This is a genomic window from Nitrosovibrio tenuis (assembly GCF_900109785.1).
Classification (GTDB): domain Bacteria; phylum Pseudomonadota; class Gammaproteobacteria; order Burkholderiales; family Nitrosomonadaceae; genus Nitrosospira; species Nitrosospira tenuis_A.
The window spans coordinates 274,257-294,163 of the sequence record NZ_FOBH01000001.1 but is presented as its reverse complement, the minus strand read 5'-3'; the positions used below and the strand labels follow the sequence as shown (position 1 = coordinate 294,163).

Annotated in this window: 15 protein-coding genes; 3 read left to right on the top strand and 12 right to left on the bottom strand. The window is 55.9% G+C overall.

Features of this window, described 5'->3' with window-relative positions; genetic code table 11:
• Positions 1 to 84: 84 nt before the first annotated feature.
• From bamB to purL, 10 genes are all read right to left on the bottom strand, one after another.
• A complete protein-coding gene (gene bamB, locus BMX00_RS01310) occupies positions 85 to 1,407 on the bottom strand; it encodes an outer membrane protein assembly factor BamB (RefSeq protein WP_245727502.1) in 1,323 nt (440 codons plus the stop codon).
• Between the two features lie 57 nt (positions 1,408 to 1,464).
• The gene (locus tag BMX00_RS01305) at positions 1,465 to 2,103 is read right to left on the bottom strand and encodes a tetratricopeptide repeat protein (protein WP_090826211.1); all 639 of its coding nucleotides are present in this window, start codon (positions 2,101 to 2,103) and stop codon (positions 1,465 to 1,467) included.
• A gap of 20 nt (positions 2,104 to 2,123) precedes the next feature.
• Positions 2,124 to 3,389, bottom strand: coding sequence for a histidine--tRNA ligase (gene hisS, locus BMX00_RS01300; RefSeq protein WP_090826208.1), 1,266 nt, complete (start codon positions 3,387 to 3,389; stop codon positions 2,124 to 2,126).
• The gene (gene ispG, locus BMX00_RS01295) at positions 3,386 to 4,624 is read right to left on the bottom strand and encodes a flavodoxin-dependent (E)-4-hydroxy-3-methylbut-2-enyl-diphosphate synthase (protein ID WP_090826842.1); all 1,239 of its coding nucleotides are present in this window, start codon (positions 4,622 to 4,624) and stop codon (positions 3,386 to 3,388) included. Before ispG ends, hisS begins: the two co-directional genes overlap by 4 nt.
• Before the next feature lie 51 nt (positions 4,625 to 4,675).
• On the bottom strand, positions 4,676 to 5,689 hold the full coding sequence (locus BMX00_RS01290) for a RodZ domain-containing protein (protein ID WP_090826205.1): 1,014 nt from the start codon (positions 5,687 to 5,689) through the stop codon (positions 4,676 to 4,678).
• A gap of 118 nt (positions 5,690 to 5,807) precedes the next feature.
• On the bottom strand, positions 5,808 to 6,905 hold the full coding sequence (gene rlmN / locus BMX00_RS01285) for a dual-specificity RNA methyltransferase RlmN (protein ID WP_090826203.1): 1,098 nt from the start codon (positions 6,903 to 6,905) through the stop codon (positions 5,808 to 5,810).
• A 22-nt stretch (positions 6,906 to 6,927) separates the two neighbouring features.
• Positions 6,928 to 7,353 (bottom strand): nucleoside-diphosphate kinase, encoded by a 426-nt coding sequence (gene ndk, locus BMX00_RS01280; protein ID WP_090826200.1) that lies wholly within the window; start codon positions 7,351 to 7,353, stop codon positions 6,928 to 6,930.
• Positions 7,354 to 7,584: 231 nt separating this feature from the next.
• Positions 7,585 to 9,606 (bottom strand): M1 family metallopeptidase, encoded by a 2,022-nt coding sequence (locus BMX00_RS01275; RefSeq protein ID WP_245727495.1) that lies wholly within the window; start codon positions 9,604 to 9,606, stop codon positions 7,585 to 7,587.
• A gap of 68 nt (positions 9,607 to 9,674) precedes the next feature.
• The gene (locus tag BMX00_RS01270) at positions 9,675 to 10,913 is read right to left on the bottom strand and encodes a ChaN family lipoprotein (RefSeq protein WP_245727493.1); all 1,239 of its coding nucleotides are present in this window, start codon (positions 10,911 to 10,913) and stop codon (positions 9,675 to 9,677) included.
• A gap of 45 nt (positions 10,914 to 10,958) precedes the next feature.
• Positions 10,959 to 15,008 carry a phosphoribosylformylglycinamidine synthase gene (gene purL / locus BMX00_RS01265; RefSeq protein ID WP_090826195.1) on the bottom strand — a complete coding sequence of 1,350 codons (4,050 nt, stop codon included), beginning with the start codon at positions 15,006 to 15,008 and terminating at the stop codon, positions 10,959 to 10,961.
• Positions 15,009 to 15,081: 73 nt separating this feature from the next.
• Here purL and BMX00_RS01260 point away from each other — a divergent pair, with 73 nt between their 5' ends.
• From BMX00_RS01260 to BMX00_RS01250, 3 genes are all read left to right on the top strand, one after another.
• Entirely contained in the window at positions 15,082 to 16,644 is a 1,563-nt protein-coding gene (locus BMX00_RS01260; protein ID WP_425433852.1) for an NAD(P)H-hydrate dehydratase, read from the top strand.
• A 315-nt stretch (positions 16,645 to 16,959) separates the two neighbouring features.
• Positions 16,960 to 17,562 carry a peroxiredoxin gene (locus BMX00_RS01255; protein ID WP_090826189.1) on the top strand — a complete coding sequence of 201 codons (603 nt, stop codon included), beginning with the start codon at positions 16,960 to 16,962 and terminating at the stop codon, positions 17,560 to 17,562.
• Between the two features lie 111 nt (positions 17,563 to 17,673).
• The gene (locus BMX00_RS01250) at positions 17,674 to 18,138 is read left to right on the top strand and encodes a ferritin-like domain-containing protein (RefSeq protein WP_090826186.1); all 465 of its coding nucleotides are present in this window, start codon (positions 17,674 to 17,676) and stop codon (positions 18,136 to 18,138) included.
• Positions 18,139 to 18,271: 133 nt separating this feature from the next.
• Here BMX00_RS01250 and BMX00_RS01245 read toward each other — a convergent pair whose 3' ends face one another.
• Both BMX00_RS01245 and BMX00_RS01240 read right to left on the bottom strand, forming a co-directional pair.
• Positions 18,272 to 18,754: a response regulator gene (locus BMX00_RS01245; RefSeq protein WP_090826183.1), complete on the bottom strand. Its 483-nt coding sequence runs from the start codon at positions 18,752 to 18,754 to the stop codon at positions 18,272 to 18,274.
• Complete coding sequence (locus BMX00_RS01240) at positions 18,751 to 19,353, bottom strand: acyl-homoserine-lactone synthase (RefSeq protein ID WP_090826837.1); 603 nt, start codon at positions 19,351 to 19,353, stop codon at positions 18,751 to 18,753. Before BMX00_RS01240 ends, BMX00_RS01245 begins: the two co-directional genes overlap by 4 nt.
• Between the last annotated feature and the right edge of the window lie 554 nt (positions 19,354 to 19,907).

Sequence of the window (19,907 nt, the reverse complement as noted above, 5' to 3'; positions counted from 1 at the left end):
GCGGGATCATCCCATTCCACATTCTCGCTGTGAATGGATCTTTTCCAGGTCTCGGCTATATGCTGAATGGGTACAATCCGCTTTTCATGGCTTGCAGAATGGAACCAACGAGCAGAGATACTGGAGCTGTGGGGATTGCGCTGCGGCCGGTAGCACACCGGGCGGCGGCAATACTCCCGTTGTTTCTGTGCTGAGCGCGTAAAGTCCGCCTTTCCGGGTTTGTACCACAAAACCATCGGGCAGAGGGACCGGACGGGTGATGATTGCGCTGCCGTCGGTGGCTGATCGGCCAACGATAACGCCATCGCTGTTTCTGATGAGATTCACGTACCCTTGAGAATCGGCCACGACGATACGATTATCTCGAACAAGCGGCGGAGACAGTTTAACCCCGCTGAGCATTTCCTGTCTCCAGACGCTGGTACCGTCATTTTTGTCGTAAGCCACGATCGCGCCACGCTCTTCGCTGACATAAACATAGTGATTATCCATCGCCAGACCGGCATTGCTGGATACGTCCCGCGCCCAAATCTGGTTGCCGGTCGCAATATCAAAGCAGGCGACGCGTCCCTGATACGCTACAGCGCATATCTGGTGCTCATCCATGACCGGCAAACTGGTAACATCGGTGATTCGCTCCAATTCCGTGGCGCCGCGCGGTCGCGAAACGACAGCCTCCCAGGTTACGCTGCCATTGCTCAAATTGATGGCTATCAGCTTTCCCCCGGCAAATCCGGCAAATACCATTCCGCGCGAGATCAGGACTCCGCCGAAATTCCGCACCGTCAGTGACGGCGTAGCGCCCTGATATACCCATTTGCGCTTACCGGTCGCAGCATCCAGGCTAAAAATTCTTCCATCCCCGGCGCGAACCACTACCATGCCACCTTCGGCCCGCGGCGGACTGAGCACCTCGCTGGACACCTGTGCCGTCCATAGGGCCTTCCCAGTCTTCTCATCAAATGCTAGAACTTCACCCTTGAATGTCGCCACGAGCAGCATCCCGTCCCCAGCGCCTATGCCTCCCGAAAGCACCCGCTGGGTATCGACACTGGCAGTTTCGCGGCCAGACGCCGCATCGAACCGCACAACGCGACCGTTCACCCCGGTACCATATACCGCCCCATTGTCGAATACCGGCGAGAATGCCCCCGCCTGACTTTCATCGATGAGGTTCTGCCACAATGGGCGTGCGCCCGGGATTATGCTCAGTTGGGCGGCTTGTTCCGGACTCATCTCGACAGTTTGCCAACCGAAGACGTCAGCAACTCCCCCCAGATCGATATCCGCCAGCGTTCTTGCCACATCCCGCACCATTTCAACTGTACCCGCACACGCGGAAAGCATGAATGATGAAGCAAGCAGCAGAAGATGGCGACGGATAGGACGTATAATCTTCAGGAACACTCTGGCCGGCGTCTTCGGGAGCAATGTAGTTGTCAACTGAGCTGGGAAAGCAGCCGCCTATCCGGCAGTTTGGAGGGCATCGAGCTTCATTTGAACGATATTGTGATAGGTGCCTTTTACGCCCATTTTGTCGAGTGCAGTCTGGTAGGCAGCGCGGGCTTCGGCAATCTTGCCCGTCGCGCTGAGGATGTCGCCTTTGAGATCAGCATAGAGGCTGTCGAAAGATTCGCCATGCCGGGTTTCCAGCAGGCTCAGCGCTTCAGGGTATTTTTTCTCATCCAGCAAAACGCCTGCCAGCCGCAACCGTACAAGATCTTTCAACTCATCTTCCTTGCTGTTATCTAGAATCCATTGCAGGCGGCTTTTGGCATTTTGCAGGTCACCATTATCGAAATTCGCGCGGGCCGAGATGAGCGCTGCACGCGCCGCGTATCCGCTGGAGGGAAAACCCTCCATAAGCAGCCGAGCCGCATCGCCGATCTTCTTGGGATCTCCGCTTCCCTGGACCTGAAGCACTGAATCATACAGTTCCGCAGCCTGTTCGGTCTTCTGCTTCTGATAGTAATTCCAAGCCTGGACGCCCGCTATACCTGCGGCAAAAGCCGCCACCAACACGGTCACCAGGGTGCCATAGGTATTCCACCAGGATTTCAGCGTATCTATTTTTTCCTGCTCTTCCAGATCGTATACGGCCATTTCAGTTCCTAAAAATTCAGTTATGCTCTCTTGAGCAAATCCGCGGCTTCCGCCAACCCGACCCTTACCTGCGCGGCCGCTTCACGCAACGGCTTGATGCTGATCTCACCGGCTTGGGCTTCATCATCACCGATAATGACGGCAAAGCGTGCTCCACTGGCATCGGCTTTTTTCATTTGAGCCTTGAAGCCACCGTTACCGCAATGCAGAATCGTTTTCAACCCTCCGTCCCGTAAATGCCTGGCTGTCTTCCACGCGAACCCATCCGCAAGCTCACCCTGATGGATAACATAAGCATCGGGCACTGGATGCGCAATCTCGCCGCCGCATTCCACCATCAGTGCCAGCACACGCTCCACCCCCATGGCAAAGCCGCATGCGGGCGAGGGTTTACCGCCTATTTGTTCCACCAATCCGTCATAACGGCCGCCCGCACATACCGTGCCTTGGGCACCGAGCTTGCCCGTCACCCATTCGAATACCGTGCGATTATAATAATCCAATCCTCTCACGAGTCTCGGATTGATATCAAAGTCTATTTCCTGATCACGAAGAATCCGCTGCAATTCCTCGAAATGCGCCAGTGAATCCTCATCCAGGTCATCCAGCAACCGTGGAGCGCCCTCGATGATTTCCCTCATTTCGGGGTTTTTGCTGTCGAGTATTCGTAATGGATTACTGTGCAGCCTTCTACCGGCATCGTCATCCAGTTTTCCCAGGTGCTGCTCCAGGTATGCAATCAAGCGCGTCCGGTGCAAGGAGCGTGATGCAGCACTGCCAAGCGTGCCTATTTCCAGACGTACATCGAAAATACCCAACTTTTTCCATAATTCGGCGCACATGACAATGAGCTCGGCATCGATGTCCGGGCCGGCAAATCCCAGCGCTTCGACGCCGACCTGACTGAACTGCCGGTATCGGCCTTTTTGCGGACGCTCGTGGCGAAACATCGGACCGGAATAGTACAGCCTTTGTGGTCCCGCATAGAGCAGATTGTGTTCCAATACTGCGCGCACACACGACGCGGTTCCTTCCGGACGTAGTGTCAAACTGTCGCCATTGAGACTATCCAGAAAGGAATACATCTCTTTCTCGACAATATCGGTCACCGCACCGATCGAGCGCACGAATAAATCGGTCTGCTCGACAATCGGCATGCGTATGTTGCGGTAACCATAGGCGGCCATCCAGTCACGCACAGTCTGCTCGAAAAACTCCCAAAGGTGTATCTGATCAGGCAGGATGTCGTTCATCCCGCGAATGGCCTGTATGGTGCGGGTGGTCATTGCACTGATTTCTTCGGGTATTTCATCTGCACATATTCATCTACAATCTGGCGAAACTCCCCTGCGATGTTATCGCCTTTCAAGGTTACGGATTTTTGCCCATCCACGAATACAGGCGCCACCGGCCTCTCTCCCGATCCGGGCAGACTGATGCCGATGTTGGCATGCTTGCTTTCGCCTGGACCATTGACCACACATCCCATCACCGCCAAAGTCATGTTTTCCACGCCATCGTATTGTTCACGCCATACCAGCATCTGATCGCGAACGTAGCCCTGAATACTTTCCGCAAGCTCCTGGAAATATGTGCTGGTGGTGCGCCCGCAGCCCGGGCATGCCGCCACCAGCGGTACAAAGGCGCGCAACCCCGTGGTTTGCAGGATCTCCTGCGCCACGATCACCTCGCGTGCACGATCCCCGCCAGGTTCAGGAGTCAGTGATATACGGATGGTATCCCCTATGCCTTGAAGAAGCAGCACAGATAATGCGGCGGTAGAAGCAACGATTCCCTTGGATCCCATGCCTGCTTCGGTCAGTCCGAGATGCAGTGCATAATCACACTGCGCCGCGAGGTCACGATAAACAGAGATCAGGTCTCTTACGCCGCTCATCTTGCAGGACAATATGATCTTATCGCGCCCCAATCCGATCTCTTCCGCCCTGGCTGCGCTTTGCAGCGCAGAGGTAATCAGTGCCTCGCGCATCACAACCGATGCATCCTTGGGATCGCTGGAACGTGCATTCTCGTCCATCATGCGCACCAGAAGCTCGGGGTCAAGACTGCCCCAGTTGACCCCGATACGCACCGGTTTGTCATATTTGCAGGCGGTATCAATCAGAATGGAAAATTGCTCGTCGCGTTTTTTGCCATGCCCCACGTTGCCCGGATTGATGCGGTATTTAGCCAGGGCTTTCGCACAATCGGGGTACTCGGTGACCAATTTGTGACCGTTGAAATGAAAATCGCCGATCAGCGGCACATCACAGCCCATGTCGTCGAGGCGCGAGCGGATTGCTGGCACCGCCTGGGCGGCTGCGGCGGTATTGACGGTAATTCGCACCAGCTCCGATCCCGCGCGCGCCAGTTGCGCCACCTGCACCGCGGTGGCAACTTCATTTTCCGTATCCGTATTGGTCATGGATTGCACCACCACGGGCGCGCTGCCGCCAATAGTGATCTTGCCTACCCGCACGCCGACACTGTTCCTGCGTGACGGAAAACCATTCTGTGACATAGTCATAATAAGTATGAGAGTTGTATAAAGGTGGAAATACTATTCGGAGTATTACTCGAGCGATAAACGCGCCGTTCCGCCATACGCATTGGTGTACGGCGCAAGGTCAACCGGCTTGTTATTGTAGACCAGCTTCACTTCGGCCGCGTTGCCGACCGTTAGAGAGAATGGCGGCTTGCCGTGCACCACTTGCTGGGTACCACGAGGGTTTATCCGCGAGAGAAGCAGTTTGCCCCTGCTATCCTTGATTTCAACCCACGCATCGCCTTCAAATGACAAACGCATGACATTCTCCCCGTTATCCGCCAATTCCCGTACAATGGCTGCATTTTCCGGTTCAGAACTCGCTAATTTCGGCGGAAGGGCAATTGCTGGTTTAGGAGCGGTTGCAGATGGGGAGATTTGCTGCGCCGAAGGCGGGGTAGCAGGTTTTTTTTCAATTACCGGAGCTTCGGCCCACTTAGCAGGCGGCACGTCCGCTTTGGCCGCTGGCGGAACGTCAGCCTCGACTACGCGGTTCGTAGCGGTTGCGGGCGACGATTGAAACTGTGGCGCCGCTATGTCAGATGGCTCAGTCCGGGTTCCGGTTTCAGCTCTCACATCCGTTTGCCGCTTTTCCATATTGACTTCATTGCCCCGGTAAATTTCATAAATCAGCAGTAACAGCGCCATAAAGATCACCGCACCGATGATCAGGTTGCGCTTCCCCCGATTTCGACCGGAAGGAAATGGAATTCCTTCATTCTGATACGAGATGGTTTGCGTTTGAGGCGGCGGAAGCGACTCCTGTATTCGTTGTAACAAGGGCTTTGCGTCCATCTGCAACAGCTTGGCATAATTGCGGATGAATCCGCGCAAAAATGTGGCGCTTGAAAGCTTGCTGTAATCATCCTCCTCCAGCGCGGTAACCTGTCGCACGGATAGCCGTAATTGCCGTGCAACATCCTCGATACTCAAGCCGCGCTCCAAGCGCGCAGCACGCAATAATTGGCCCGGACCCTCTTCCGCCGGGGCCGCTCCTGCTCCCGCTGAATGAATGGCCCCGTTGTGATCAGAAGAATCCATGACTTGAACCCCTCATTGCATGGCACAGGTACTGCTTGACAAAGTTCCGGAAATCGATCTCAAAAGGTAAGATGCGTAAAACAGCAATAATGCTGAAGCGAGGTTCATATGATCCGCCTCATCGTGCAGCATTCATCAATGCGCGGCTTGTCCGCCGGGTCTTATCAAGCACTTTTCCGGCAAGCTGACCGCAAGCTGCGTCAATATCATCACCACGAGTTTTGCGCACCGTTGTCACCAGCCCGGCCCGCATGAGGACATCCCTGAAGCGGCACACTGCGTCGGGTGACGAACGTTTATAGCCGGAATCGGGAAAAGCATTGAACGGAATCAGATTGAACTTGCAGGGTACGTCTGCCGCCAGCTTCACCAATTCGTGCGCATGCGCCATACTGTCATTGACGCCATCCAGCATGACATATTCAAAGGTGATGAAATCCCGCGGCGCAGCTTGAAGATAACGGTTGCAGGCCGCCAGAAGCTCCTTGATCGGATATTTCCGGTTAATGGGAACCAGCTGATCGCGCAAAGCATCATTGGGAGCATGCAAAGATACCGCCAGCGCCACCGGGCAGCGCTCGCGCAGACGATCCATTGCCGGTACCAGGCCGGAAGTACTCACCGTTACACGCCGCCGCGAAAGCCCATAGGCATTGTCATCCAGCATCAGATCGAGCGCCGTCACGACATTTTCAAAATTGGCCAGTGGCTCGCCCATGCCCATCATGACTACGTTGGTGACCGCACGGTCTCGGGCAGGCTCTCCCTCGAACTCTTCCGCCAGCGTTTTATTAGCCCACCACAGCTGGCCAATAATTTCCGCGACCGTCAGGTTTCGGTTGAATCCCTGCCGGCCGGTGGAACAGAAAGTACATGCCAGCGCACAACCGACCTGACTGGAAACACATAGTGTGCCGCGGCTGGTTTCAGGTATGAAGACAGTCTCTATGCCGTTACCAGCCCCTACCGACAGTAGCCATTTCCGTGTGCCATCCGCGGCAGTATGAGCTCCGATAAGCCGGGGTGGCTCAATCACGGCGGTCACCGAAAGCTTGTCGCGCAGTCCTTTGGCCAAATCACTCATCCCGGCAAAATCCGCCTCGCCCAACCGGTGTATCCAGCGCAGCAACTGTCGGGCACGGAACGGCTTTTCGCCGATTTCCGCACAGAAACCGACGAGTGCTTTCGCATCGAAATCGAGGAGATTGACGCTCATGGTGTTGAGCCGATTATCCGCTTTACCGGGAATAAATGTTAAGCGACGGGAAAAAATAGGCAATCTCGACCGCCGCCGTTTCTATAGCGTCGGACCCATGTACCGCGTTGGCATCGATGCTGTCGGCAAAATCAGCCCGAATCGTTCCTTTCTCGGCCTTTTTGGGATCAGTCGCACCCATCAGATCGCGGTTCTTTTTAATTGCGTCTTCACCCTCGAGTACCTGCACCACCACCGGTCCGGAAATCATGAACTTCACCAGATCATTAAAAAATGGCCGGCTGCGATGCACAGCATAAAAACCTTCCGCATCCGCCTGCGAAAGATGCAGCATGCGTGCCGCAATTATTTTCAAGCCGTTATCCTCAAAACGGGAATAAATCTTACCAATTATGTTTTTTGCCACCGCGTCGGGTTTTATGATGGACAACGTTCTCTCGACAGGCATTCAATACTCCAAAAAGAAACAAAAAATTAAGAAATTAGGAGCATTTTAACAAAAAACCCATTCTCAAGTCGGGAAAAAAAGAAAGCCCGGCGACTGACCGGGCTTCTCTGTGATATGCGGCGGGCTGATTAGTTCCTTCAACGCTGCCCTGCCATGCTCGCGGTTTAGGTTGTGTTATAGAGCGAATTGCCAAGGTACCTCGCGACGGCTTCGCAAGCCGTTTCAGATTCGCTAATCGATCTTCACCGCTTGCGCCCGGGTGGGCCAGGCGCCGCGGCCAATCATTTTTGCGTCCTCGAAGACGACGTAGCTCTGGCGCCCGTAATGTGGCAGAGGCCGCGTCAGGGCCGCAAGCGAGGCGGCATCCCGCGCAGATACCACCGCAAGCGTCACACCATCGGAGCGGCTCAACGTCCAGGCCTCGGCCGAACCCTTGCCTGCAACGATCTCAGGCCGCTCTGGCAATTTATTTTTTGCCAGCCATGCGTCAACCTGATCCCGCAATCCGATCACTACTGACGGTGCAGCCGGCAGCTTGTCTGACGCAACCAATTTCGGCGCACGGTTCTGAAGCTTCGTGGCAAGTGTCTCCGCGGCATTGCGCGCCTCGCCGCTTTCCGGAAGCAGAACGGTTACTGTGGTCCGGTCTACCATGATCTGGCGCAGAATCGGTGGCGCCTCGTCAGATTTCAAACGGCGGAATAATCGCAGATCGGGGTCAAGGATCACTTCAAGGGGTTTATTATGGACGTCGAATGTAAATACCTGGCGTGCGCTTTCCAGGTCAAGCGTGCGAAATTCCTCGCCTCCCTCTGTGCGGATAGCCACCGGCACGCGCAAACGGTATGCGGGCGTTCCTTGCTCAAGCGCGACGGTAATAACATGGCCTGAGTCTGATCTTGCACGTTTCGCTTCCGCGAGCACCAGGGCAGGTGCGCCGGGGCGTGAGAGCCACTGATCGAAGAAGCTGCGAAGATCCCGGCCCGACACTGTTTCGAACGCGCGCTGCAAATCCGCCCAGGACGCAATGCGGAAACGCTGCTCCCGCCAGAATGCATGGAGCGCCCGGTCGAAGGTATCGCGCCCGAGCAGGTCGCGCAGCATCAGGAACACCATGGCCGCTTTATTGTAGCCGACAATTTGCGTCGCCCCATGCGTGCGCGAGGTAAAGGTGGTCAGGGGAGCATCCTGTCCGGGGGCCAGCGCGGCAAAGTCGCGCAGCCATCCGCGTCGCATTTCCCTGGCAGCTTCGGGGCTTTCGCGCTCCTTGTAGGCATAGTCGGCCATGAACGTGGTAAGCCCCTCAGACCAGTTGCCACGCGCATAATCGGGATACACCCCATTTCCCCACCAGTTGTGGAGCACCTCATGACCCAGAGACGTGGCGCGGATGAACGGCAGCCGCAATACCTCGATCCCGAGATAAGTGAGCGTCGGCATGCCGAAACCCGTTGGGGTCGGGCTCGACACCACGCTGAATTCCGTAAAGGGATACTCGCCGACCCATGACTCGTAGAGCTCGATATAGCCTTTCACCGCATCAAGGTAAGCCGGTGCCAGATCCGCTATCTGCCGGTGGAAATAAGTGCGCAACTGGATCGGTTTACCTCCAGTCCCGCGCATCCCGCGTGATTCGACAGTATAGGGCCCCGCCATCAGATCGATACCGCCGGTCGGGGACGGAAACTCAAAACGTGCCCGGTATCGCTCGCCCGATTCGGATTCCTCGATAAGCCGGCCTGCAACAATACCCCGCTGCCCGGCTGGAAGCTCGATGGCTACACGGTAGCTCGCAAGCTTGCCCGCGATATACGGATACCAGCCGCTGGAATCCGGCAGGAACGTACCGGCTTCACTGCTTGCCGGTTCATTTCTGCCCAGCGTCTGCTGGTGATCAAGGGAAGCGTCCAGCGGTGCCAACTCTCCGCGCCAATGCATTTCGATACGGCGCGGTATCTGCTGTTCACCGTGGATTCGCCACCCGCGCATATTTCCGCTGGTTGCAGCCGGACCCAACGACGAACCATCGATCCGTGCATGCATCACTTCGAACCGACGGCCCAGCATCAGCGTCAGCTCATCCGGCGTGTTGGCTGTAATGACGGTGCGCCCTTCAATTTTCCGCCCCACAGGATCAATCTGCACGGTGATGTCATATTGGACCTCGGCGTGTACATCACTGGCGTCTGGCGTCCCGCCAGACGCCGCGGATACACTTGTCGCGATGAGATTCGCAAGAATGAAAAACAACATGGCGCCCATTTCCCTGAAGACCCTCGGAAAAAAGGCGTGTAACCCCGTTGTCTGCTTCATCATGGAAATCATTTCGGCACCGCCGGGAACTTGGCGATAATCTCGATGGTCTCGCCGCCGCGTTTCAGCTTGAGCGGCAGCCAGGTACCGGGCGCCTGGCGTTTGACGATGTTCACGATATCATCCAGCCGCTTGATCGGCACACCTGCTGCTTCGGTGATCAGGTCACTGTCGCGGATGCCCGCAGCGTCGGCAATACTGCCTTTCTCCACTTGTAACACGCGAGCGCCGCCATCCTGAGCCATTTCGAAGCGGATACCCAGACGCTGCCGTGGCGGTTCAGGCGAGGTAGCCAGCGCCGGTGCAATACCAAATACCGAGTCGGCTATCCCCGGAATGAGCGTTCCACATGAATTGCCACTATTCCAGGGCAATAATGTGCCGACGTCGGTTATACGCAGGTCCTTCAATTGATGGGGAACTCCATAACCATGTTTGATATGCCCCGACCCCATGATTCCCACCACAAGAGGCTTACTTGGCCGATCCGGCCGATCCAGCGCCGATTGTATGGCCTGAGCCATTGCCCGGTCCCAAAGTTGCTGACTTTCTACGAACCGGCGGAAATCCGGATCATCCTTGGCCGCATCGCCTTTTTTTCTACCGTCGCGTTCGTGTTCGGCGTAAATCGGCAACAAGTAATCAAGATAAGCTGTGCTCGGTGCAGCGGGGGCTGTTACGCCTTCCCGTTCATTCTCCGGAATGCCGCCGAGGCCCTTCGCGGAAACCGCCCGCCGTAAACGCGTATCGATGTTGAGCGCTACCATGGGAATCCGGTTCATGCGTGCAAAATGGAATAAAGGCAGGTAGAGATTTGCATCCGTGCTCCAGACAGCGTTCCAGTCCGATGCGGCCAGAAACTGAGACTCGGAAAGTTCGCCTGCTACCCACTGATCGAGTGCTTTCTGCACACGGCGAGGAAACATCTCGAAACCGAGGACCATGTTCGGGTGCATTGCATGCAGCGCGGCCAGAATTTGCAATTGCCAGCGGTGGTGATCGGGGTTGTCATGCATTTCCCCCAGCAGCACCACGGAGCGCCTTGCGGCCCGAGCGATGACATCGGTGTCGGTTATGCGCCCCCCGCCGGGTATGACCCAGTTACCGACTGGAACACAGTCCATTGCTGTCTTTTCCTTGCCATCGGCTTTTACCTGCGCCGAGGCAATATTCAGGGAAGCATCCAAGACAAGGACAAGGATCAAAAGCAGGTTTGCAGGGACAAAGAAACTCCGAAAAACTCTCAAGCGTAATCTCCTCCATTTTGTATTCATACCTCAGGTGTTCATACCTCAGCCCACCCATTTGCGCGCATTCCTGAACATCCGCATCCAGGGCGCGTCGTCATGCCAGCCTGGGTGCCACGAATGCTGGACCGCACGAAACCCCCGCTCGGGGTGAGGCATAAGTATGCTGAAGCGGCCATCCGGGGAGGTCACGCCGGCAATGCCTTGCGGTGAACCGCTGGGATTGAGTGGGTATGTTTCGGTGGGCTTGCCCCTGTTATCTACAAAGCGCAGCGCAACCAGCGAAGAAATGGCCGCAACCTGTGACTCATCAGCAAACCGAGCATAACCCTCCCCATGCGCAACGGCAACAGGCATTCGGCTTCCGGCCATGCCGTCAAAAAATAGTGATGGGCTTTGCGGAACCTCTACCATGACAAAACGTGCCTCGAACTGCTCCGATTTATTTCGCGTGAAACGGGGCCAGTGTTCAGCCCCTGGAATGATTTCATGCAAATTACTCATCATCTGGCAACCATTGCAGACACCCAGCGCGAAGGTATCCGCCCGCTGGAAAAAAACCTCAAACTCGTCGCGCGCCCGACGGTTAAACAGAATTGATTTGGCCCAGCCTCTGCCCGCCCCGAGCACGTCACCGTAGGAAAAGCCGCCGCAAGCGGCGAAACCCTTGTAATCTCCCAGAGAAACCCGTCCGGCGATTATATCGCTCATGTGCACATCCGCTGCCGTGAATCCCGCCCGATCGAATGCCGCAGCCATTTCCACATGACCGTTCACGCCCTGTTCGCGCAAAATGGCGATACGCGGCCTGGCACCTTTACTGATGTAAGGCGCGCAGACATCGGCATCCATGTCGAAACTCAGCCGGGCGTGCAGGCCGGGATCTCCGGTATCGAGCAGACGTTCGTATTCCTGTTGTGCACATTCTGGGTTGTCGCGCAGCTTTTGCATCCAATAGGTGGTTTCGGACCAGGCGCGATGCAAGTCAACCCGCTTCTCGGCGAATATTGCCTTATTGTTGCGTAAAAACCGGATTTCATCCTTGTCATTAAGACCACCGACGACAAAGCTCAGGTCGCGCAAGCCTTCGTCGGACAAGATTTTCAGTACGTCATGATGATCATCTGTCCTTACCTGGATGACCGCCCCCAATTCCTCATTGAACAGGACGGCGAGAAGACGTTTCAAAAATCTCCCGCCGAGCGCTTCCGGCCGCAACTCGCTGCCATCGGTATCGCTGGCCAACGCATCAAAACACAACTGATCGAGGTTGGCCGTTATGCCAACGCGGCCTGCAAAAGCCATTTCGCATAATGTCGTAAACACGCCTCCATCGGAGCGGTCGTGATAAGCGAGAACCTTGTTTTCACGATTCAACCGCTGGATTGCAGCGAAAAAGCCTTTGAGTTTTTCCGGACCTTCCAGCCCTGTCAAATCCGGCGCTTCGTTACCCACCTGCTTGTAAACCTGGGCCAGCGCCGATCCGCCCAGCCGATTTCTGCCCATCCCCAAATCGATCAGTATAAGCTCGGTTTCGCCGCAATCCGTGTGCAACTGAGGTGTAAGGGTTTTGCGCGCATCCACTACCCTTGCAAAGGCAGAAACAATCAGCGACAACGGCGCGATCACCTCTTTTTTCTCTTTCTCGCCGTTTTGGCCGTGCTCCACCTCCCAGACGGTTTTCATCGACATCGAGTCTTTTCCCACTGGAATGCTGATTCCCAGCCGCGGGCATAATTCCATTCCAACCGCATGCACCGCATCAAACAGGGCAGCGTCTTCGCCCGGATGGCCCGCTGCGGCCATCCAATTGGCGGAAAGCTTTATTTCTCCAATATCCTCAATCAGTGCAGCGGCGATATTGGTAACGGCCTCGGCCACCGCCATGCGCGCCGAAGCGGCGGCGTCAATCAGCGCCACCGGGGTGCGTTCACCCACGGCAAACGCTTCGCCCAAATAAGTCCGATAACCCATCAGCGTGACGGCCACATCGGCAACGGGAACCTGCCATGGCCCCACCATCTGGTCGCGCGCTGTCATCCCGCCAATGCTGCGATCACCGATGCTGATGAGAAATGTCTTGTCTGCCACCGCCGGTAACCGCAGCACGCGGTAAGCCGCCTCGCGCAGACTCAGTTCCGTTATCTCGAACGGCCTCAGTGCCTTGGCCTTATCGATGTGCGTGGCCTCGCGGATCATTTTTGGCGGCTTGCCCAAAAGTATCGAAAGATCCATATCGACCGGCCGGTTCTCGAATACCGGGTCAACCACGGTTAGCTGTTCTTGAGCCGTAGCGTGCCCAACCACGGCGAAAGGGCAGCGTTCGCGCTCGCAAATTGCGCGGAACAATTCCAGCGAATCAGATCTGATCGCAAGAACGTAGCGCTCCTGCGCCTCGTTGCTCCAGATCTGCATGGGCGACATGCCCGGCTCTTCGGATGGAATATCGCGCAAATTAATGCAGCCCCCGCGTTCCGAGCCATGCAGCAATTCAGGTAGCGCATTGGATAACCCACCGGCGCCGACGTCGTGAATCGAAAGAATCGGGTTGGGCTCGCCGCGCCTCTCCATTTGCCAGCAGAAGTCGATAACTTCCTGCGCGCGCCGTTCCATTTCGGCATTGCCGCGCTGTACCGAATCAAAATCCAGATTCGCCGCGTTTATGCCAGTGTCCATGCTGGACGCGGCACCGCCGCCGAGACCGATCAGCATGCCCGGCCCACCCAGGTGAATCAGCAGCGCACCGGCCGAAAACATCTCCTTGAGCGCATGCTGCTCCGCAATGTGTCCGATGCCACCCGCCAACATGATGGGTTTGTGGTACCCGCGCATCTCACCCGCGACAAACTCCTCGAAAGTACGAAAATAACCCGCAAGGTTGGGCCGCCCGAACTCGTTGCTGAATGCGGCACCCCCTATGGGGCCTTCCAGCATGATTTGCAGCGGTGATGCGATGCGTTCCGGTTTGCCATAGGAACGGCCTGTGCCGGAATTCGGATGTGCTTCCCATGGCTGAGCAAATTCAGGAATGTTCAAATTGGAAACCGAGAATCCGCTGAGTCCGGCCCTCGGTTTCGCGCCCCGCCCGGTGGCGCCCTCGTCACGAATTTCCCCTCCTACCCCGGTGGCGGCGCCCGGATAAGGTGAAATCGCGGTGGGATGATTGTGGGTTTCCACTTTCATCAGGATGTGCGTTTGCTCCTCCGCATAACCATATGCGTTGCCCTCGCCGGGATAGAATCTGGAGATGCGCGCTCCCTCGATAACGGCGGAATTATCGGCATACGCAACCACGGTGCCATGCGGATGCTGCTGGTGGGTATTGCGTATCATCGAAAACAGCGATGTCGCGCGCGGCTCGCCATCAATAATCCAGCCGGCATTGAAAATCTTGTGGCGACAATGCTCAGAATTAGCCTGGGCAAACATCATCAATTCCACGTCCGTGGGGTTGCGCCCGATACGGACAAAATAAGCCGCGAAATAGTGGATTTCGTCAGGCGACAATGCAAGCCCCATTTCGCTGTTGGCTTTTTGCAGCGCATCGCTCCCGCCAGCCAGCACATCTATGGTATTGAACGGCACAGGCGCGAAATGCCTAAACAACCGTTCCGCATCGTCGAACGATCCAAAGACCGCTTCGGTCATACGGTCGTGTATCAGTGCAAGGAGCGCACCTCGGGCATCAGGAAGTAATTCTGCGGGAATCCCATCTGTCGTCCGAACATGAAATGCCACGCCTCGCTCCAGTCGCTCCACTGCTCCCAGCCCGCAATGATGCGCGATATCCGTAGCTTTGGTTGACCACGGAGATATGGTGCCGGGTCGAGGCAGAACCAACAGCAATTCGCCGTCGGTCGAGTACCCTGTTGTTGGGTTCGCCGCCCTGCCTGGGGTATCTTCTCTGCGGTTACACTCAAGCAGGTCTTCAAGAATAGCAATTTCGTCTTGCCGCAGATTTCCCGCTACTGCGCAAAAATACCAATATTCAGCGTAAATATGGGAAACTTGTGGGACGGCAGTTGCAAGGGCGTCCGCCAGTTTTTCCAGGCGGAACGGGGAAAGAGCGTTGCCGCCGCGGAACCGGAGAAGCATCGGCAAAATATTCGATAAGATTGAAACCTCAATTTTACACGAGAAGGCAAGCTCTCCCTAATCAATGAACGGCATGAGCAAATCCATCCCCAGTCACTCCAGCGCCATTTACACCACCGCCGAGATCCGTGAAATCGAGCAGCTCGCGGCCAGTTTGCCCAGCCCGCCCGCTCTCATGGAAAAAGCTGGCCTGGCTGCGGCTGAAATCGCGCGCGACAAGCTGCTCACACATGACAGAGTCAGCGTGCTGGTGCTGGCGGGGCCAGGCAACAATGGCGGCGATGCGTTCGTGGCGGCACGTCATTTGCGCGCGTGGTGGTTCAAGGTCACGCTGGTATTTACTGGCGAGCGCGCAGGGCTTTCCGCCGATGCGCAGCGAGCGCTGGATGCCTGGCTCCAAGCGGGCGGTGAGATCCATTCTGAACTACCGAAAAATAAAGCGTGGGATGCGGTGATAGACGGGCTGTTCGGTATCGGCCTGGACCGTCGTGATGGGCGCGACCTGACGGGCAACTATCTGGCGCTTGTTAACGCAATTAATCGCATGAATCTGCCCGTACTCGCGATCGACATTCCCAGCGGCCTGGGTAGCGACACCGGCAATGTGCACGGCGCGGCGATTCGAGCGGCGATGACCGTTACCTTCATCGGCCTCAAACCCGGGCTTCTTACCGGGCACGGCCCCGACTATTGCGGGATCATTTTTTTGCGGACCCTGGATCTGGATGTGGCCGCCCTGAAAACTGCCCGGGCCTGGATGATGGATCGGGCTGGCGCACAAAAATTGCTGCCCCCGTGCCGGCCTGCCAACAGCCACAAAGGCATGTTCGGCAGCGTTGGCATAGTCGGCGGAGCTGCCGGAATGATCGGCGCGGCGATTCTCGCCGGGAGCGCGGCACTGAAGCTCGGCGCAGGACGCATTTATCTCGGCTCGATTGTCGGCGATGCGCTCCAGGTGGATACGGCGCAGCCTGAATTGATGCTCCGCCCGATCGAGGAGCTTTTTAAGCTCGCAAACTTAAACTGCCTGGTCGTCGGCCCTGGACTGGGAACTGAGCCCAACGCGCGTCTTTGGCTTGGTTGCGCGCTGGAATCAAAGCTCCCGCTGGTACTGGATGCTGATGCCTTGAATATCATTGCCAGCCATTCCAGAGTCTCCAGCATACTGGCGGACCGCGCAGCCCCTTCCATTCTCACACCCCATCCGGCCGAAGCCGCACGGCTGCTAGGCGCCGATACCTCAACGGTTCAAAATGACCGCATGGGTGCCGCAGCGGAACTGGCGGCAAAATTCAACTGCTGCGTGGTGTTAAAGGGCGCGGGCAGCATTTGCGCTATGCCCGATGGCAGGCGCTACATCAACACCAGCGGCAATTCAGGCTTAAGCAGTGCGGGAACCGGAGATATATTGTCTGGCATCACCGGCGCCTTGCTGGCACAGGATATAGATCCGCAAGACGCGCTATTGCTGGCGGTTTACCTCCACGGCGCCGCGGCCGATGCACTGCTCGATCAGCTTGGCGGCCCGGTGGGAATGACCGCGTCGGAAATTATTGATGCGGCTCGAAGCCTGCTGAATAACTGGATATACCATATCTCCGAATCTGCCGACTCAGCCGCCGACCCCGCTATGTGATGAGGCTCCACAGGCTGTATAAGATGCTTTCCGCTGGCACCTTCGGGAAAATTTCACTAAACGCCTTCTTATGCGGCATACCGCACAGATGTACGCGTCGTGCACGCGTTATAAAAACTGGTTAGATAATATTACTCCGGATAAATACTCCAGATCAGATACAAAAGATATAAACCAGGCTCAGGCTCGGCAGATCATCAACAAATGAAATGCAGCAGTTACTGAAATATGCCGGGCGAGCCACCAGGCTGTCTGGGCCAGCGCAAGCGATCCTGTTAATAATCGCGACCTTATCAATCACCTAGGAGAAAACCGATGACCGTGCTCGTCACCCATTTCGCCCCCGACTTTACCAAGCCTGCCGTTCTACCCGATGGCAGCATTAGCGAGGCTTATAACTTCCGTACTGCGATTTCAGGCAAATATGCTGTACTGTTTTTTTATCCACTGGATTTCACCTTCGTCTGCCCGTCTGAAATTCTCGCCCATTCCCACCGAGTGGAAGACTTCCATAAACGTAACGTAGAGGTGGTGGGCGTGTCGGTAGATTCCCAGTTTACCCACTACGCCTGGCGGAACACGCCTATAGACAAAGGCGGCATCGGCCCCGTAGGCATCACGCTCGTGTCCGACGTGGGGGGGGAAATCATGAATGCATATGGCATCGCCCATCCTGATCATGTTGCCCTTAGGGCTTCCTTTCTTATAGACAAAAGTGGCATCGTGCGCCACGAAGTAGTCAATGACCTGCCGCTCGGGCGCGATGTGGACGAGATGTTGCGCATGGTGGATGCGCTGCAATTCCACGAAAGTCACGGAGAGGTCTGTCCGGCCGGCTGGAAACCGGGACAAGCGGGCATGAAGCCGAGCCCGGAAGGTGTAGCCGAATACCTGGGAGAACATGCCGCCGCGCTCTGAATACCGCGTAGCGCGCTGCGATCACCGGAGTAATAACCATACGGCTGGCGCCAGCACTGCCCCTCATGAAGCTGGCGTTCCTCCATAACCCTCAACCTTAAAGGAGAAATGATGGATTTAGATAAACACAAGGCCATCTCGTTGTTAAACAAGATCATGGAATTGGAACTTGCCGGCGTCGTGCGTTACACGCACTATTCTTTGATGGTTTACGGCTACAGCCGGATTCCGGTCGTGGAATGGCTCAAGACGCAGGCCGAAGAAGGCTTACTGCACGCCCATAAGGCCGGTGAGATGGTCACATTGCTGGGGGGGTATCCCTCGCTTTCAATTGGGCCCCTGCTGGAAACGCATCTGCACGACCTTGGCGATATTCTCAGGGAATCTCTGGCGAATGAAAGTGAGGCACTCGCCGCCTATTATCAGCTGCTCGAACTGACACAAGGCAAATCGGTACTATTGGAAGATTATGCGCGCAGCCTCATCGTTCAGGAAGAAATGCACGCCGACGACGTCAACAAGATGCTACGCCGAACGGGCAAAACAGGTGTGTACGAACCTCCGAAGCAACATTAAGACGGCGAGCCGGCCAGCGGTTCCTTAGCTCAACTGGACTACTCAGCGACGGTCGAGAGGACTATCCGGGAAGGGAGACGGCCAAGAGGGACGGCCACTCAATCGATATCCCCACGGCGGCCAAAGATTACCCTCAACCACAGGAATTATCAATATCATTCCTGCCTGAATATTCAAATGTGATCGGCTCCAGTAAGGGTCGTTCACACTCACCCCGCACTAGTGCGGCGGTTTCTCCCAGAGCAATTTCTTGCAAGCGGCAGCGCATATTCAATACGCCATTGCCGGATTCAAAAACTCCGCAGGTATGCAACGTACTACCGGAAAATTCTTGACCTTCCGCGGCTTCCGAAGTTGGCTGAGGCCCCACGTTGTTCATCACCGCTACGGGAACATGCGGGTAGCGCCGTCTGGCCTTTTGAATCCACTGCACGAGATTTATCTGTTGAGTGCAATCATGCACGGCCCCGTCGACAAGGACCATGTCGTAGGCTTCCAGGTCGGGTTCCGGGAAACTTTCGAGGGATTTGCGTTCCAGCCTGTGTTTTGATTTCTCAAGCAGCAGCTGCACGATTCTACGGGTATCCTGCCTTTCTCCGACCAGCAAAATATTCATGCCGCCTTCCTTTGCGCGTTTTCGGGAAGTGTGCCGAACAGGGAAAATTCCGTAATCGCGTCAATTTCAATATAGCAGGCCACGGTTAAAACGCGGCCGATCTTTATGGGCGCACCGATCCTGGAAACATTGACGCCGAGCCTGCGTATCAATCGCTCCACCGCAACCGTTGTTACGGTTACGTAACGCTTGATGCCGTTGTGCTGTGCGAAGAGAAACAGTGTCTGCATCATTTTCACGGGGATTTCGCTGAAACCGAATCCCGCGCTTTCATATTTGGGAACTGTCACGGCGAACCGGCTCAACTCCCACACATCGGTCTGCTGGGGCGCTGGCTGTCCGTGCAAGAGTTGCGGAAAAGTATCCTTCAGCATATTCGGCCCGGTAGTCGGAAGCAACCGCCAGCAGCCCAATACCTCATCCTCATCCCCGGTCGCCAGAACGTATACCGGATCAGCATGATCGAATTCGTCATGCTCCATCCCATTATCCGTAGTGACTTCCCAACCCAGCCGATCGTGGAAAACTTCGTGCCTTAGCCGGTACATTCCCATCGCTGCCCGCTGATCCAGAGAACCGTTCCCGTGTTGCGCTAGCATGATTTGTCCCATTGTTCTGCACCCGTCGTTTGTTGATGACGACGTTATGAAACAACGGAACCAAAACTCAGAATAGCTGTAAAATCTTACAGGACGAAGCGGTGGTTATCCGCCGAAAGCCTTATCTCTTGCGGGTTTCAGGGATTAGCACGAGTACGTGCCTGAGGCGGTTTTTTAAGGGAATTTAAGTAAAAAAAGATGTAAATGAGATGATTGAGTAAGATCATCCGAGCATGTTTCGACTTGCGCTGCAAGCGCTCAAGCGATTCGCTGTAGCGATCAAGCTATAAAAACAGGGAGGATGTGGCCGAGATATCCGCTGAATGGCCGGGAAATCTTTCAGGCTTGTGAAATTTGCTTATGAGGCAGGCATAACCGGCTATCTATCCAATTGGACAAACCCATCCAATTGCGAACCGCATAGGAGCCAAACGGCAGCCGATCCCGCCGATGGGCAACAAAAGAGCATATTCAATAGCCCACCTCAGGAGTGATCAAGGCGGGAGTCAAGGAGGAATTTAAGGCGATAAGGGGAATTTAAGAGCGATGAGGGG

Coding starts and splice junctions, on each gene's coding strand:
- BMX00_RS01305 (WP_090826211.1), bottom strand. CDS start 2,103: ATGGCCGTATACGATCTGGAAGAGCAGGAAAAAATAGATACGCTGAAA.
- hisS (WP_090826208.1), bottom strand. CDS start 3,389: ATGACCACCCGCACCATACAGGCCATTCGCGGGATGAACGACATCCTG.
- ispG (WP_090826842.1), bottom strand. CDS start 4,624: ATGTCACAGAATGGTTTTCCGTCACGCAGGAACAGTGTCGGCGTGCGG.
- BMX00_RS01290 (WP_090826205.1), bottom strand. CDS start 5,689: ATGGATTCTTCTGATCACAACGGGGCCATTCATTCAGCGGGAGCAGGA.
- rlmN (WP_090826203.1), bottom strand. CDS start 6,905: ATGAGCGTCAATCTCCTCGATTTCGATGCGAAAGCACTCGTCGGTTTC.
- ndk (WP_090826200.1), bottom strand. CDS start 7,353: ATGCCTGTCGAGAGAACGTTGTCCATCATAAAACCCGACGCGGTGGCA.
- BMX00_RS01275 (WP_245727495.1), bottom strand. CDS start 9,606: ATGTTGTTTTTCATTCTTGCGAATCTCATCGCGACAAGTGTATCCGCG.
- purL (WP_090826195.1), bottom strand. CDS start 15,008: ATGCTTCTCCGGTTCCGCGGCGGCAACGCTCTTTCCCCGTTCCGCCTG.
- BMX00_RS01260 (WP_425433852.1), top strand. CDS start 15,082: ATGAGCAAATCCATCCCCAGTCACTCCAGCGCCATTTACACCACCGCC.
- BMX00_RS01255 (WP_090826189.1), top strand. CDS start 16,960: ATGACCGTGCTCGTCACCCATTTCGCCCCCGACTTTACCAAGCCTGCC.
- BMX00_RS01250 (WP_090826186.1), top strand. CDS start 17,674: ATGGATTTAGATAAACACAAGGCCATCTCGTTGTTAAACAAGATCATG.
- BMX00_RS01245 (WP_090826183.1), bottom strand. CDS start 18,754: ATGAATATTTTGCTGGTCGGAGAAAGGCAGGATACCCGTAGAATCGTG.
- BMX00_RS01240 (WP_090826837.1), bottom strand. CDS start 19,353: ATGCTAGCGCAACACGGGAACGGTTCTCTGGATCAGCGGGCAGCGATG.